15 protein-coding genes and 3 pseudogenes are annotated in these 13,690 nt (G+C 66.4%); 5 read left to right on the top strand and 13 right to left on the bottom strand.

All coding sequences use genetic code 11. The features are described from left to right. Positions 1-145: 145 nt before the first annotated feature. The 4 genes from ACLIVD_RS16310 to ACLIVD_RS16295 are packed head-to-tail and all read right to left on the bottom strand — an operon-like array spanning position 146 to position 3,438. A complete protein-coding gene (locus tag ACLIVD_RS16310) occupies positions 146-1,555 on the bottom strand; it encodes an amidase (protein WP_491932695.1) in 1,410 nt (469 codons plus the stop codon). Then, complete coding sequence (locus tag ACLIVD_RS16305; protein WP_283331857.1) at positions 1,542-1,721, bottom strand: hypothetical protein; 180 nt, start codon at positions 1,719-1,721, stop codon at positions 1,542-1,544. Before ACLIVD_RS16305 ends, ACLIVD_RS16310 begins: the two co-directional genes overlap by 14 nt. Before the next feature lie 29 nt (positions 1,722-1,750). Then, positions 1,751-2,635, bottom strand: coding sequence for an MBL fold metallo-hydrolase (locus ACLIVD_RS16300; protein WP_491932694.1), 885 nt, complete (start codon positions 2,633-2,635; stop codon positions 1,751-1,753). 2 nt (positions 2,636-2,637) lie between these two features. Next, a complete protein-coding gene (locus ACLIVD_RS16295) occupies positions 2,638-3,438 on the bottom strand; it encodes a creatininase family protein (RefSeq protein ID WP_491932693.1) in 801 nt (266 codons plus the stop codon). 145 nt (positions 3,439-3,583) lie between these two features. On the opposite strand from ACLIVD_RS16295, the gene ACLIVD_RS16290 reads away from it, so the two are divergent. Beyond that, positions 3,584-5,005, top strand: a complete 1,422-nt coding sequence (locus ACLIVD_RS16290; protein ID WP_283331860.1) for an MFS transporter — start codon at positions 3,584-3,586, stop codon at positions 5,003-5,005. Here the strand turns inward: ACLIVD_RS16290 and ACLIVD_RS16285 are convergent. The 6 genes and pseudogenes from ACLIVD_RS16285 to ACLIVD_RS16260 form a co-directional block, all read right to left on the bottom strand. Next, positions 4,974-5,618, bottom strand: coding sequence for a TetR/AcrR family transcriptional regulator (locus ACLIVD_RS16285; RefSeq protein ID WP_280783808.1), 645 nt, complete (start codon positions 5,616-5,618; stop codon positions 4,974-4,976). The genes ACLIVD_RS16290 and ACLIVD_RS16285 overlap by 32 nt on opposite strands. Before the next feature lie 198 nt (positions 5,619-5,816). Continuing rightward, positions 5,817-6,080 (bottom strand): Dabb family protein, encoded by a 264-nt coding sequence (locus ACLIVD_RS16280; protein ID WP_491932692.1) that lies wholly within the window; start codon positions 6,078-6,080, stop codon positions 5,817-5,819. Positions 6,081-6,146: 66 nt separating this feature from the next. After that, entirely contained in the window at positions 6,147-6,785 is a 639-nt protein-coding gene (locus ACLIVD_RS16275; RefSeq protein ID WP_491932885.1) for a ketopantoate reductase family protein, read from the bottom strand. Continuing rightward, a pseudogene (locus tag ACLIVD_RS16270) lies at positions 6,765-6,968 on the bottom strand (ketopantoate reductase family protein); the annotation flags it as partial. The gene ACLIVD_RS16275 and the pseudogene ACLIVD_RS16270, both read right to left, overlap by 21 nt. Positions 6,969-7,035: 67 nt before the next feature. Beyond that, positions 7,036-7,119 (bottom strand): annotated as a pseudogene (locus ACLIVD_RS16265) (2-dehydropantoate 2-reductase N-terminal domain-containing protein); the annotation flags it as partial. Between the two features lie 33 nt (positions 7,120-7,152). Next, positions 7,153-7,569: pseudogene (locus ACLIVD_RS16260) on the bottom strand (VOC family protein); the annotation flags it as partial. Between the two features lie 318 nt (positions 7,570-7,887). Between ACLIVD_RS16260 and ACLIVD_RS16255 the strand changes: the two are divergent. Genes ACLIVD_RS16255 through ACLIVD_RS16240 form a run of 4 tightly spaced genes read left to right on the top strand, consistent with a single transcriptional unit; the run spans position 7,888 to position 10,202 of the window. After that, positions 7,888-8,973 (top strand): NAD(P)H-dependent amine dehydrogenase family protein, encoded by a 1,086-nt coding sequence (locus tag ACLIVD_RS16255; RefSeq protein ID WP_491932691.1) that lies wholly within the window; start codon positions 7,888-7,890, stop codon positions 8,971-8,973. Between the two features lie 58 nt (positions 8,974-9,031). Then, positions 9,032-9,388, top strand: a complete 357-nt coding sequence (locus tag ACLIVD_RS16250; protein ID WP_280783810.1) for an ArsR/SmtB family transcription factor — start codon at positions 9,032-9,034, stop codon at positions 9,386-9,388. Continuing rightward, complete coding sequence (locus ACLIVD_RS16245) at positions 9,385-9,861, top strand: SRPBCC family protein (RefSeq protein ID WP_491932690.1); 477 nt, start codon at positions 9,385-9,387, stop codon at positions 9,859-9,861. Before ACLIVD_RS16250 ends, ACLIVD_RS16245 begins: the two co-directional genes overlap by 4 nt. Then, entirely contained in the window at positions 9,810-10,202 is a 393-nt protein-coding gene (locus ACLIVD_RS16240) for a dihydrofolate reductase family protein (protein WP_491932884.1), read from the top strand. Before ACLIVD_RS16245 ends, ACLIVD_RS16240 begins: the two co-directional genes overlap by 52 nt. A gap of 6 nt (positions 10,203-10,208) precedes the next feature. Here the strand turns inward: ACLIVD_RS16240 and ACLIVD_RS16235 are convergent, their stop codons facing one another. From ACLIVD_RS16235 to ACLIVD_RS16225, 3 genes are read right to left on the bottom strand one after another with little or no spacing between them, the layout of a single operon-like run. Further along, on the bottom strand, positions 10,209-12,194 hold the full coding sequence (locus tag ACLIVD_RS16235) for a 5-oxoprolinase/urea amidolyase family protein (protein WP_164060316.1): 1,986 nt from the start codon (positions 12,192-12,194) through the stop codon (positions 10,209-10,211). Continuing rightward, on the bottom strand, positions 12,191-12,847 hold the full coding sequence (locus ACLIVD_RS16230; RefSeq protein ID WP_007298700.1) for an urea amidolyase associated protein UAAP2: 657 nt from the start codon (positions 12,845-12,847) through the stop codon (positions 12,191-12,193). Before ACLIVD_RS16230 ends, ACLIVD_RS16235 begins: the two co-directional genes overlap by 4 nt. Next, on the bottom strand, positions 12,844-13,689 hold the full coding sequence (locus ACLIVD_RS16225) for an urea amidolyase associated protein UAAP1 (RefSeq protein WP_491932689.1): 846 nt from the start codon (positions 13,687-13,689) through the stop codon (positions 12,844-12,846). The genes ACLIVD_RS16230 and ACLIVD_RS16225 overlap by 4 nt, the downstream gene beginning before the upstream one ends. Between the last annotated feature and the right edge of the window lies 1 nt (position 13,690).

The raw sequence follows: 13,690 nt of genomic DNA, 5'->3' as shown, positions 1-13,690 counted from the left end.
TAGGAGCAACATTGTTGCCGAACGACGGCCCGACGACGCGGCCGCCTTCAGCCGTGGAACGAGCACAGCGGATCGCCCGACGCCCGATCGTTCGTCGCCGAAACTTTGTTCTCCCACGAGTCGATCAGCAGACAGCCCCACCACTTCAGACGCCGGTGGGGAGCCAGCTCCATCCCGGCTTTCTCACCTGCCCGCGGACGAGCTCGTAGGACGCGCCTACCTGAAGCAGTGTTGCCTCGGACAGTGGCCGTCCGATGAGTTGCATTCCGATCGGCAGCCCATCGGACGACACGCGGACCGGCACGGACAACGCCGGCAGACCGGTGAGGTTCGCCGGAGCCGAGAGACGGACGTAGGTGTCACTGATACCTTCACTGCTCCCGTCGGGCCAGTCGATGGTCTCCTGACCCGCCCGTGCGGCTACCGATGTCACAGTCGGTGCGGCGAGCACGTCGATGTCGTCGAACAAGTTCGCCCAGGCCTGGCGGATCAGCGCGCGGGACCGTTGCGCCCGGAGATAGTCGGTAGCAAGCAGGTGCTGCCCGGCTTCGAGGAGGAGACGGACGTCGTCCGAATACAGCTCGGGGTGGCTGTTCAGGGAATCCTGATGGTAGGTCGTGGCTTCCGGAACCATCAGACCCCATTGCGTGGCGTGCACGAGGTGGGTGAGCGGGACTTCCACCTCGACGAGCGTGGCACCGAGCCCGGCGAGTACGTCGATCGCCTCCAGAACGCGCGCTTGCACCTCGGGTTCGACGTTGTCGAAGTAGTAGTTCGTCGGAACGCCTACTCGGACGTTCGTCAAGTCCCTCCCGGAATCGGGAACGTAGCTCCCCTCGTTGTGCCGCAAGCTGGCGGGGTCTTTGTCGTCGTATCCGACGAGTGCATCGAGTGCGACCGCCGCGTCACGCACGGTGCCGGCGATCGGGCCGACGTGATCCAACGACCACGACAGTGGGGTGACGCCTGCGCGGGAGACCAAGCCGAATGTGGGCTTGAGCCCGACAACCCCACAGAGCGCGGACGGAATCCGGATCGAACCTCCGGTGTCACTGCCGAGCGCGATACCCACGATCCCCGCGCTGACCGCAATCGCAGATCCGCCGCTCGAGCCACCGGGCACGCGGTCGACAGCCCACGGATTCCTGCTCTGCGGTGTGATCGTTCCGAAGGCGAACTCGTGCGTGTGGGTTTTGCCCAGCGAGATCGCGCCTGCCGACTGCAACTTCCGCACTGCGGTCGCGTCGCGGTCGGGAACGTGAGTTGCCCGCACCGCAGAACTGGACGTGGTGAGAACACCGGCAGTATCGAAGAGATCTTTGATCGCGATCGGAATGCCGTGCAGCGGACCGCGATATCGGCCTGCGGCGATGTCCGATTCGGCGATCGCCGCCTCCTCCCGCGCCGCGCCGGCCGTCACAGTCACGAAGGCAGACAGGTGCGGATCGACGCGGTCGAGGTGATCGAGCGCGGAGTCGATCAGTTCGACCGGTGACAACTCTCGGCGGAAGATGGCGTCGGCAGCGGCGGTGAGGTCCAATTCATGCGGTTGCATCGGGTGTTCCGTTCTGCGGGTGGGTAAGCGCGACGAAGGAAAACGCCGGCGGAGTCTCCGCGTATTCGACGCCGTCGAGAGCGCTCAGGACACCGCGGATGCCCATGACGGTGGCCGCCACGGCTGCGGCGTGCTCGCGATTTCGGTGTCCGGAATGTGTGGTCACGGCGAAGTCCTTGGTTGTGGGTGAAATGCCTACGGGATCGCGGCGGCCGAAACGAGCACGAAACCTGTTGCGGTGCTGCGCACGCGTCCGGCGGTGGGGTGGGTGAAATGGCTACCGAGCAAGAGTGTTTCGGTGTCGGCGATAGTCGACAGGATCGTCTCTCGTGTGCGTTCCGACAGAGCCGGGTCGATGTCCACTCCGCAGCACAGGCGCGGGTGGGCGAGCTGGATGGGGTGGTGGAGGAAGTCCCCGGTCACCAGTGCGGTCTCGCCCGCGGAGCTGATCCGGACCGATACGTGCCCCGGGGTGTGCCCGGGAGTGGGGAGCAGTTCGACTCCGTCGGCGATCTCGACAGGTGTCTCGGCGTCGACGAGTTCGTATTGACCGGCCTGGCGGATCGGGGTGATCGAATCGGCGAACATTCGCTGCTGGTCTTCGCTCAACGCTGCCGCCGACCAGTAGTCCCATTCGGTGCGGGCGACGAGGTAGCGGGCATTCGGGAAGGTCGGCTCCCACACCCCCTCTCGCAAGGTGGTGTTCCACCCGACGTGATCGCGGTGGATGTGCGTGTTGATCACGAGGTCGACCGAATCCGGGTCGAACCCGGCGTCGCCCAGTCGCGGCAGGTAGTCGCCGTCGAGGTTGTTCCACGCCGGGTTGTCCCGGACCTTGCCGTTACCGACACCGGTGTCGATGACGATGCGGGTTCCGGCGATGTCCACGACGAAGCTATGCACCGACAGGCGGATGTCACCGCCGTCGTCGGTGGCCGACGGGTCCAGCCACGGTTGGCCGGCAACGAGTTCGGCTGTCGCGTCGGGCAGGAGCCAACGGCCTTGCCCTTCGAGTACGACTTCGTCGACGCGACCGATGGTCGCGTCCCCTACCGTCCAGTGCGCTGATGTTCCGGACACGATCAGCTCCCTACGCTCGTTGCGGCAGCCTGGCGGTCGATGGTGGCGTTCCGGTGCCAGGTTTCCGGCGCCGCGAGCAGATCAGCGAGTCGCTGTGCGCACACCGCCAACAGTTTCTCGCCCTTGTCGGCCGTGGCGAGTCGTGCGTCGCCGGCCACACCGGATTCGGTGATCTCCTCGAACGAGCGCCAGAGGTACACGGGGACGTTGTCGGATTGCAGTCCGCATTCGGGGCCGTGTGCGTCGGAGAGGCGGCCCAGGACCACGAGCTCGGGGTGCGCGGCGAGCATCATCGACGTCTCCCCCTCACACGCGTGCATCACGCCGCTCTGCCCCGCCAGGATGTGCGCGACGTCGTCCGCCGCCGCGGTCAGGTACGTCGTCACGGCGATAGTGACGGGCAGTTCCGCGGTCAGTTCGTTGACGATGGCATTGAGCGCCGAGATGTTCCCGCCGTGCCCGTTCACTATCGCGATCCGGGTGAACCCGGCGCGCATGATCGACCGGCAGACGTCCCGGAGCACGGCGTGGTAGGTGGGCAGGCTCAGAGTCAGCGTGCCGCCGAAACGCATGTGGTGTTCCGCCAGACCCCACCACAGTGTCGGTGCGACGACGACGGAAAGGCTCTCCGCCAGTTGGGCTGCGACTCTGTTCGCCGCCTCGGTGGCGAGCAGCGCGTCCACCCCGGTGGGCAGGTGCGGGCCGTGCTGCTCGATCGATCCGACCGGGAGCAGCACCAGACCGCCCAGTCCCGCCCGCTCTCGCAACTGCTCCGCGGTCATCTTCTCCCAGGAGTACTCCATGGCGCCCTCGTCCTCCATAACGCTGTCAAGCCTCGACCAAAGTTAGATTGGACTGTACAGTACACCCCTATCGGTAGCGGTCGCCAGAGCCCAGGCCGGCAATGGCCAATCGCTGACGTTTCGGCACGAACCCCATCGAGGAGCCATGGATACACATACCCCCAGCCCCGGCGTTCCCTTGACCATCGCCGCCCGGCTGAATCGCCTCCCGGTCACCCGGCGGCACAAGAAGATCATCGCCATCATTGCGTTGGGCAACTTCTTCGAGATCTACGAACTGTTCCTCGCCGGTGTACTGGCGGCCACCTTGAAGACCAAGTTCGCGCTCACCGGCTTCGACCTGTCGCTGGTGCTGGCCTCGGCGTTCGTCGGCGCCTTCGTCGGCGCCGTCCTGATCGGCCGGATCGCTGATCGTCTCGGCCGCCGGCGCGCGTACATGATCACCCTTGGCTTGTACTCGGTGTTCACGCTGTTAGCCGCCTTCTCCACCGATCTGTGGATGCTGGTGCTGTGTCGCTTCATCGCGGGCGTCGGACTCGGCGGCGAACTGCCCGTCACCGACTCCTTCCTCGGCGACATCCTGCCGTCGAAACGACGCGGCTACTTCGTGGCGTGGGCCTTCACGCTTTCGTACACTGCGGTCCCCGTCGTCGGGTTCGTCGGCATGATCGTTGTCGATGCCAGCCCGCTCGGGATCGACGGCTGGCGATGGATGTTCGCCCTGGGTGCGCTCGGCGCCCTGATCACCTTCGTCCTGCGGCGGCACCTACCCGAGTCGCCGCGCTGGCTCGAATCCGTCGGCCGGACAGACGAAGCCGAAGCCGTCACCCGCGAACTCGAGGATGCCGCACGTACGGAGGGCTGGGCCGCCCCGGCCGAGGACGAGGCAATCTCTCCCGTGAGCACCGGACCGGTGAGCGCGTCCGCGATGCTGCGGAAGCCGCTGTTGCGCCGCACCATCACGATGGCGATCGTCTGGATTCTGGCCGTCGTCGGGTACCACGGATTCAGTAGCGTTGCGACGCTCGTATTGACGGGGAAGGGAATCAGTGTCACCAATTCCCTGCTGTATGTCTCGCTCGCCTTCGTCGGATACCCGGTCGGCTCACTGCTCTCGATGCTCGTCATGGACAGGTTCGAGCGCAAATGGCTTCTCGGTGGCTCGCTGATCGTGATGGCCGCGCTCGGCCTGGCCTACGGAAATGCCGTCACACCGGTGTGGATCGTGCTGTGGGGTTTCACGTTCACGGTGATCGCGAACCTGATGTCGAATGTCACCCACGTGTATCAGCTCGAGCAATACCCGACCGCCATCCGGACCACCGCCACGGGCCGGCTCTATTCACTGGGACGCCTGTCGACCGCCGCCGCGCCGCTCTATCTGATCCCCATGCTCGAACACAGCGGTGCCGGAGCGGTATTCACCCTCGTCGCCGCAGCCCTGGCGGTTGCTGCGGTCGTCACCGTGGGGTTCGGTGTTGCCACCACCGGGCGGACCCTCGAGGAGATCTCGCCCGGTGACGCGTCGGCGGCAGTTATCCCGCAGCGGGCGCGTACCGCGCCATGAAGGTGGCGACCGACTCCTCGACAATCTCGTCGGCGGGCGGGAGATCCGTGACGAACTCGACGATGCCCATGACCTGAGGCCACAACGTCACTTCCTGGAGTAGCCCGAAGAACTGGTGGGCGGCCAACTCGGTCGAGCGGCATTCGATGTGTCCGTCGGTGACCAATCGGTCGAGTTGGCCGACCAGCGCCTTCAGCAGAGGCTCCTTGCCGGCCCGGTAGAACTCCTCGGCTATCCACGGCAGCCGCCGAGATTCGGCCACCACCAGGCGGATGAAGCTCACTTGGTCGGTCTCGGCCACGAACGCGAGGATCGCCTGAGCGAAGCGCCTCAGTACTGCTTCCGCCGACTGCGGCGCACCGTCCACCAGATCGTCGATGCGCCCGGTCTGCAACAACTTCGACCAGTGCCGATCCAGCATCGAGCGGAAGACGGATTCCTTGCTGCCGAAGCGGTTGTACAACGTCTGCCGCGCCACTCCCGCCGACTTCGCGATCCGATCGAGGTTGACCCCCGCGTATCCGTCCCGCAAGAAAAGCGCCTGCGCGGCGTCGAGGATCTTGCCGGTCGTCTCGGGCTCGGCCGCCGCTGAACCCTCCACCGTATTTGCCACACTGCCCTCCGAACGTTCTGCTGCACAGCAACCTGCTGCGAAGTCAACCCCTCAGTGGTATGGACTGTACTGTACAAGCCACAGGAGGTTCGTTCCGCCGCGCAGGAACGGCGAGGGGCCGACCGAAATGGAGCGAGCCGCAGCAGAAGGCGGACTTTGGTGGGATGTGACAGCTTCACCAACTCCCCTCAGCGGCAGTCAGTGTGCTGTCACTCCCTCATTCGGACTGAACTGTGTTGCCGAGCGCGCAGTCAGATAGGGGGAAATCAATTCCTGGATGATCGCGTGATGCTCCGGATGACCCGAGTACGCGGCGAGTGCGTCCATCGAGTCGAAGACTGCCGCAATCGCGAAGTCGGCGTTGGATTCGTTGTGGCCCAGGTAGCACCACACCTGTACGACAGAATCCCAGAGCGCTGTCGTACAACTCGGTGAGACGCTTCTGCAGCTGCGGCAGAACATCGCCGGGAACGTCGGCGGACAGGCTCAAAGTGACGATGTGACAGACAGACATGTAATTCGTCCTACTCATTTCGCGATCGTGAGATCGGCGCGCTCGATCAACGCGGGCGCAACATCGGGCCCTGCGGAAAGGGTGCCGTCCTCGATTCTGGTCGCGATGTCGACGACCGCACTGTTGACAGGGGCTGTCCCGCCGAGTCGGCTTTGCTCACGTACCACGTGTCCGTTGAGCTCGTGCACTTCGCTGCGACGGCCTTTGAGCCAGTCCTGCAGCACGGTGGTCTTCTGTCCAGGGATCGAGTACACATCGTGCACCACGTCGAGCAGCGCAGCGGCGAACTGTTCCGGCCCGGTGAGATCGGATTCGATCATGCCGATGATCGGCCGCAGGCTGTGCCCGAGTTGCAACGCCGTTCGTACTGCTTCGTTGCCGGCCTCGACCATGAGGTCGCGCATGCCCGGAACCTGCACGGCTTCCATGACGGTCATGTTCAGCACGGCGGAGGTAACCAGTTCGGTGCAGTTCGCGACCAATTTCATCCACTTCGACGAGCGGATGTCGTCGGAGACCTCAGCGCGTCCTGCGTGGGTCAGGATTCCGGCGATATCGGCGGCACGTGCGTGGGCATGCGCCTCGACGCCACCGACCGCGAACCAGGACTGCTCGCGGGGGGTGTCCCGATTGACGATGCCTGGCTCGAACATGTTCGAGGCCACTTCGATGACACAGCCGAGCATGCGATGGGCGCCGAGGACATCGGCCATCGGGTCGATGGTCATGCCGTTCTGAATTCCGACGACGATGCCGTCGTCGGCGAGGACGGGTTTGATAAGTTCGCTGGCCCAGCGGGTGTCGTATGCCTTCATCAGGATCAGGACGACATCGAATGTGTCGCGGAAGGTGGCGACGTCGCAGAGGTTGAACGCGCGGACGGGCGTGAGTTCGGTGCCATTGTTCGATCAGGGTGACGTCGAGTCCGGCTCGGGTGAGGTCGGCGCCGATGGAGGCGCCGTTGGCTCCGCTGCCGAGTACGGCGATTTTTGGTGTCGGCCATTGCTACCTGTCTCTTCGTCACTGGGTCATCGAGTGGGTGCCGGCCATCAGTCCGGCGAGGTCGTCCGGGTTGATGAACGACGGCGGCGGGGGTGGCCCCCAGTTGAAGAGGCCTTTGGCTCCCTCGAGGATCTCGGGGGTCCACAGCTGTTCGTCGACGATGCAATCCATGTCGGAGAAGTACTCGCTGAAGTTGCCGGCGGGATCTTTGAGGTACCAGAAGAAGTTGCTACCGGCGTGGTGCCGGCCGAGCCCCCAGACGTGCCGTTCGGGATGGTCTTCGAGCATGAGGTGGGCACCGCGACCGATCTCGTCGATGTCGTCGACCTGCCATGAGGTGCGGTGAAGGTACGTGACCGGTGAGTTGAGGACCAGCAGGTTGTGGTGATCGTTCGAGCAGCGGAGGAAGGCGCCCTTGTCCTTGATGAAGTCGCTGGCGCGGATTTCATCTAGTTCGCACATGTCTGGGCACCCTACGGCGGAGCACCCGACGAAGAGATCTTCGTCAGATTCGGAATGTCCACGGACCGCTTCGTCGAGGCACTCTGGCGAATACTCGAGAATTGCGTTTTCGCACCCCCGTTCATCGACGAGCTCGCAGAGGTCTACCGACCCCCGCACAGCTGACGACCCACCAGTTCGTCGAGAAATCGTGCCCACCCACGATCGCCGCCCCTCGCGTGGAGGTTCCACGGCCCGATGTTGCCCCATTCGGGCACTACCCACCTCGCGCACTGGGTAGGGTCCGATTCCATGGCTGACCAGGGGAAGATCCGGACCGTGGTGTGGGGCACCGGGAATGTGGGGCGGGCCGCGATCCGCGCGATCGATGCACACCCCGGACTCGAGCTGACGGCGGTGATCGTGGCCAACCCGGAGAAGGTGGGACGCGATGCCGGCGACCTGGCCCGCCTGGGCCGCTCGCTGGGGGTGGCCGCAACGGACGACGCCGATGCCGTGCTCGCGACCTCACCGGGCGCTGTCGTCTACGCCGCGTCGGGCGAAATTCGCCCGGACGATGCGGCGGCGGACATCATCCGCGCACTCTCCGCCGGGGCCGTCGTCGTGACCCCGTCGATCTATGCGCTCTACGACCAGCGCAACGCGCCGGCCGAGTTGCGCGACCCGATCGAGGCGGCCGCGAAGTCCGGCGGCGGCGCCCTGTTCGTGTCGGGCGTGGATCCGGGATGGGGCAACGACGTCCTGCCGATCCTGATGACGGGCCTGGCCGGCACGATCGATCAGATCCGTTGCCAGGAGATCTTCGACTACACCACCTACGACCAGCACGATTCCGTGCGATACCTCGTCGGCATGGGCCAGCCGATGGACTACGAACCGCCGATGGTCGCGGCGACCGTGCCGACGATGGTGTGGGGCGGCCAAATTCGGCTCGTCGCCCGGGCCCTCGGTGTGGAGCTCGACGAGATCCGGGAGACGCTGCTGCGCCGGCCGCTGGACGAGACGATCACCACCGATCTCATGGGCGAGTTCGAGGCCGGCACCCAGGGGGCGCTGCGTTTCGAGGTGCAGGGCATCGTGGGCGGCGAGCCTCTGATCGCCATCGAGCACGTCACGCGGATCCACCCGTCGTGCGCCCCGGACTGGCCCGTGCCGCCGGACGGCGGGGACGGCGCGCACAAGGTGATCATCGAGGGCCGGCCGCGCATCGAGGTGAACGTGGAGGCCACCGACGAGGGCGGCAATCGAGCGGCTGGCGGCAACGCCACCGCGGTGGGGCGCCTGGTCAACGCGATCCCGTGGCTGAGGACGGCCGCGCCGGGGCTCTACGACGCCCTGGACGTCCCGCTCACCCCCGGTCACGGCAAGCTCGGCTGACACCACCCACATCAGTTAGCTCTTGCGCTAACCATTGTTGCTGTGAATACTTTGCCTTATGGCTCAGTATCCGGAGCAGCTGAACGGCATCTTCCAAGCGCTCGCCGACCCCACGCGGCGGGCCGTGCTGGGCCGCCTGAGCCGGGGCCCGGCGACGGTCAGCGAACTGGCGAAACCGTTCGACATGGCCCTGCCCTCCTTCATGAAGCACATCCACTTCCTCGAGGACAGCGGATGGATCCGGACGCACAAGGAGGGCCGCGTACGGACGTGCGCGATCGAGAAGGAACCGTTCACGGCCGTCGAGGCGTGGCTCGCGGAGCAACAGGAACTGTGGGAGAGCCGCACCGACCGACTCGAACAATTCGCCACCGAACACACCGTCACGACACCCGCAAAGGACACACCGCAATGACCGACACTGCGAGACCCGATCTCGACCTCACGATTTCGCGCATCATCCGGGCACCCCGTCCGGTCGTGTGGCGCGCCTGGACCGACCCCGCCAGCTTCGAGCAATGGTGGGTCCCCGCGCCGTCTCGGTGCCGGGTCGTCGACATGGAACTACGCCCGGGCGGGGCGTTCACGACCCAGATCAGTGAGGACGGGGGTGAATTCGCACCACACATCGGTGGCTGCTTCCTCGCCGTCGACGAACTCGAACGCATCGTGTTCACCAACTCGCTGGTCGGCGGCTGGCGACCCGCCGAACAGCCGTTCATGACCGCGATCATCACGTTGAACGACCATCCGACGGGCACGGAGTACGTCGCCCACGTGATGCACAAGGACAACGCCGACCGCAACACGCACGAGGAAATGGGCTTCTACGACGGCTGGGGCACCGTCACGGAGCAGCTCGCCAAAATGGCCGAGCGACAGGCGTAACGGAGGAGGCCGACAACGAACAGGTCATCGTGGCCACCGACAATGAGCTCGCAACCCACCTCGAGGAGCTGAAGAGACAGCCGGACACGGACATTCACCTGTCCGGAGGATCGTCCTTCGCGCGATCGGTCCTCGCGCTGGCTCTGGTGGACGAGTTCTACTTCTTCGTCTATCCGGTCGTGTCGCCGGGCGTTCCCTGGTTCTCGGAGACATCCGACCAGCGTGACCTCCGACTAGTGGGCACCGAGGCGTACGGCAACGGGGTGGTCGAAGTGCATTACGTGCCCAGGGAACGCGCCGACGCACCCAGGCCGGACAGCTTCACCGACATGCTCGCGTAACGCGGATCAGCCCACCGTCGCGAACTCCCCTGCCGCAGACCATCGTTGCCGCTCGGCGGCGAACGCGACGGCCTGCTCGGCCCGGAAGTCGCCGATCGATTCGGCGTTCGCCGTGAGGAACTGCTGGTGCTCGGCGAGCGAGAACGTGCCCTCGGTGATCTCGATACCGCCGCCGCGACCGGCTGCGACGTCGGATCGCAGGTCCATCAACTCGTCAGGTTCCACGGGGTACCAGGAGATCCGGTCGAAGAAGCGCAGCAGCCAGGGGGTACCGTCCTCGAACGGTCCCGACTTCTCGGGATGCCGATGGTTCCACACCTGGGTGGTTCGGCCGACGAACTGGTAGCCGCCCGGACCCTCCATTCCGTAGATGCACAGGTATGCCCCGCCGATACCGACCGCGTTCTCCGGCGTCCACGTGCGGGCCGGGTTGTATTTCGTCGTGACCAGCCGATGCCGCGGGTCGAGTGGTGTCGCGACGGGTGCGCCGAGGTAGACGTCGCCGAGCCCCAGCACCATGTATTCCGCTCCGAAGACGGTGTCGAAGACGTCGTCAACGCTGCCGAGCCCATTCATGCGGCGGATGAACTCGATGTTCCACGGGCACCACGGTGCGTCGGAACGGACACCGTGCATGTAGCGCTGGATCGCCTCACGCGTCGAGGGATCGTCCCACGACAGCGGCATCCGCACGGACCGGCTCGGCACCACGAGTTCGTTCGCCGCGGGTAGCGCGTCCTCCGCCTCGCCGAGCAGCCCCATGAGCTTCGGGATCGGCAGCACGTCGGGGTCGACCCGGACCTGCAGTGAGCGGATGCCCGGTGTCAGGTCGAGGAGCCCGGCCGGCTTCTCGATCTCGAGACGCTGGTGCAGCGCGTGGGCGCGGGCCCGTAGTGCGAGGTCGAGGGTCATGTCGCCGTACTCGACCAGGACGTTGTCGTCGCCGGAGCGCCGGTACGTCACGGCGGTCTCGCCGTCGCGCCGGGCGATCACGCCGTCGTCGCGATCGCCGGTGGTGGAGAAGACCGTCGAGTGCGCGGCCCGCCGTGCGGGACCCAGCGTCCGCGCGGACGCGGCCCGGTCGGCCTTGATCGGCACGAAACGCACCGTATCGCCGGGGGCCAGTTGTCCGAGCTTCCAGCGTTCCGCGGAGACGACCGTGACAGGGCACACGAACCCACCGAGGCTCGGTCCGTCCGGGCCCAGGAGGATCGGGGTGTCCCCCGTGAAGTCCAGGGCGCCGACCGAATACGCGTTGTCGTGGATGTTGGACGGATGCAGTCCCGCCTCGCCGCCGTCCGTGCGGGCCCAGTCGGGCTTGGGTCCGATCAACCGCACCCCGGTGCGGTCCGAGTTGAAGTGCACCTCGTAGTCGGTCCGGTACAGCGTGTCGATGTCGGCGCGGGTGAAGAACTCGGGTGCGCCGTGCGGGCCCTCGGTGACCGCGATCTCCCAGCGACTGCACAGGGCCGGAACGTATTCGGCGGGAACGGCGGCCGCGCGGGCGCCGGTGTGCTCGCCGACCGCGAGAACGTCGCCCTGCCGCAGCGTGCGGCCCTGATGTCCGCCGAACTTGCCGAGCGTGAACGTCGAGGCGCTGCCGAGGAAGTCGTCGACGTCGAGCCCGCCCTGGACGAGTACGTAGATGCGGAGGCCGGGTCCTGCCACCGCGCCGACGTCCAGGACCGCGCCTGCCGGAACCCGTACCGGACGCCACTGCGCCTGCAGCACTCCGTCGACGGTGACCGGGGCGGGCGCGCCCGTCACACACACCACCGTGTCCTCGTCGAACTGCAGTGCGGGACCGGACATGGCGCATTCGATTCCGGCGGCGCCCTCGTCGTTGCCGAGCGCGGTGTTGCCGAGCCGGAACGACAGGTCGTCCATCGGCCCCGACGGCGGCACACCGACGTGCCAGTACCCGGTCCGTCCAGGGAAGTCCTGCACCGTGGTGAGCATGCCGGGCCGGTGCACGGTGATCTTGGCGCTCATGCCTGCGCTCCCGTCGGCCGGGTCACGATCATCCGAACCGGGGTCGGGTCGAAACCGTTGCAGGGGTTGTTGATCTGCGGGCAATTGGACACCAGTACCAGAACGTCGCGCTCCGCGCGGAGTGCCAGGCGGCGGCCGGGTGCGGACAGGCCGTCGACGATTCCGAGCGTGCCGTCGGCGTCGACGGGAACGTTCATGAAGAAGTTGATGTTCGACACCAGGTCCCGCTTGCCGATCCCCCACCGGGATCCTTCGGCGAGGAAGTTCTCGACGCAGGCGTGCTGGTGCTTGGTGTGGTGGCCGTACCGCAGGGTGTTCGACTCCTGCGAGCAGGCGCCGCCCACCGTGTCGTGGGAACCGACCTCGTCGGCGACGAGCGTCATCAGCGCGTCGTGATCGTCGGTGCGGAGCACGCTCCCCGTGGTCAGGAACAGATTTCGCTGCGCCGACACCGTCGCGGCGGCCGAGTAGCGTTGCCGGTGATCGTCGGCCGCGTAGATCAGGGTGTCCACGGCCTGGTTGCCGCACAGATCGACGATGGTCAGGACGTCACCGGCCACGACGACGGTGGACCAGGGTCCGCGGGCGCCGACTTCCTCGTCCAGGATCACCGTTCCCGGTACCAGCGGTGCGGTCTCGATGGTGGTGGTCATGCCTGCTCCCGTCCCTGGCGCTGCGCTGCAGCCCAGACGTCTTCGGTGTTGAGGAAGGCGCGTCGGTACTCCGGATCGGCGTCGACGGGCTCGGCCACGTCGGCGCCGGTCCAGGCGAGCACTTCGAGCGCGGTCGTGTCGTACGTCGGCGAAGGATCGAGCGGGTGCGCCGTGTTGGCGATCAGGACGATCACCGGGAGGTGGATCACGAGGTCGATCGCGGTGTCCGCGCCGGCGGATCCGATGCTGCTCAGCGACCCGTCCTCCCCCACCCGCACCCCGTGGAAGAACGACAGCGAGGGCGGGAGGTCGCGCCGCTCGAGTCCGTGCTTCGCCGCCGCCACGGTGAAGAGTTCACGGCCGGCCGGGGACGCCGAATGCAGGCTGCCGTCACCGTATCTCGCGGTGTTCGAGGCGAGCGACGTGGTGCCACACAGGGCGTCGTGCCGCCCGGACCCGTCCGACACGAGCGTCGCGAGAACGCGCCCCTGATCGGAGAGCAGCGGATGCCCCGCCCCCAGGTACGCCTGCCACGGCACCTTCACGGTGTCGGCAACGTTGAGCCGCTCCCACGGCGCGTCCGCCCGGTACAGCAGAAGGTGGGCGCAGGCCCGGCCGTCGAGGTCACGCAGCCGCAGTCGCGTGCCGCGGCCCAGCACCTTCGTGGTGTACCGGCCACCGGGAACCGTCTCCGCCCACGTGAGCTGTGCCGGAGCGATGTCGGACGGTGGGGTGGGCCAGGACGACGCCGGGACCACCGGCATCGAGTCGGTGACCACTCCCGACTGGGCACGCGCGTGTTCCTTCGCGGCACTGGTGGTCGAGGTGTCCACTGAGGTCATG

The sequence above is a fragment of the Rhodococcus sp. G6(2025) genome, assembly GCF_058628105.1.
This window is presented reverse-complemented; position numbering and strand designations above follow the sequence as displayed.

What these genes read in the sequence shown, in the direction of transcription:
- ACLIVD_RS16310 (WP_491932695.1), bottom strand. Translation starts at nt 1,555, where the DNA reads ATGCAACCGCATGAATTGGACCTCACCGCCGCTGCCGACGCCATCTTC.
- ACLIVD_RS16295 (WP_491932693.1), bottom strand. Translation starts at nt 3,438, where the DNA reads ATGGAGTACTCCTGGGAGAAGATGACCGCGGAGCAGTTGCGAGAGCGG.
- ACLIVD_RS16290 (WP_283331860.1), top strand. Translation starts at nt 3,584, where the DNA reads ATGGATACACATACCCCCAGCCCCGGCGTTCCCTTGACCATCGCCGCC.
- ACLIVD_RS16280 (WP_491932692.1), bottom strand. Translation starts at nt 6,080, where the DNA reads ATGTTCTGCCGCAGCTGCAGAAGCGTCTCACCGAGTTGTACGACAGCG.
- ACLIVD_RS16275 (WP_491932885.1), bottom strand. Translation starts at nt 6,785, where the DNA reads ATGTTCGAGCCAGGCATCGTCAATCGGGACACCCCCCGCGAGCAGTCC.
- ACLIVD_RS16255 (WP_491932691.1), top strand. Translation starts at nt 7,888, where the DNA reads ATGGCTGACCAGGGGAAGATCCGGACCGTGGTGTGGGGCACCGGGAAT.
- ACLIVD_RS16250 (WP_280783810.1), top strand. Translation starts at nt 9,032, where the DNA reads ATGGCTCAGTATCCGGAGCAGCTGAACGGCATCTTCCAAGCGCTCGCC.
- ACLIVD_RS16245 (WP_491932690.1), top strand. Translation starts at nt 9,385, where the DNA reads ATGACCGACACTGCGAGACCCGATCTCGACCTCACGATTTCGCGCATC.
- ACLIVD_RS16235 (WP_164060316.1), bottom strand. Translation starts at nt 12,194, where the DNA reads ATGAGCGCCAAGATCACCGTGCACCGGCCCGGCATGCTCACCACGGTG.
- ACLIVD_RS16230 (WP_007298700.1), bottom strand. Translation starts at nt 12,847, where the DNA reads ATGACCACCACCATCGAGACCGCACCGCTGGTACCGGGAACGGTGATC.
- ACLIVD_RS16225 (WP_491932689.1), bottom strand. Translation starts at nt 13,689, where the DNA reads ATGACCTCAGTGGACACCTCGACCACCAGTGCCGCGAAGGAACACGCG.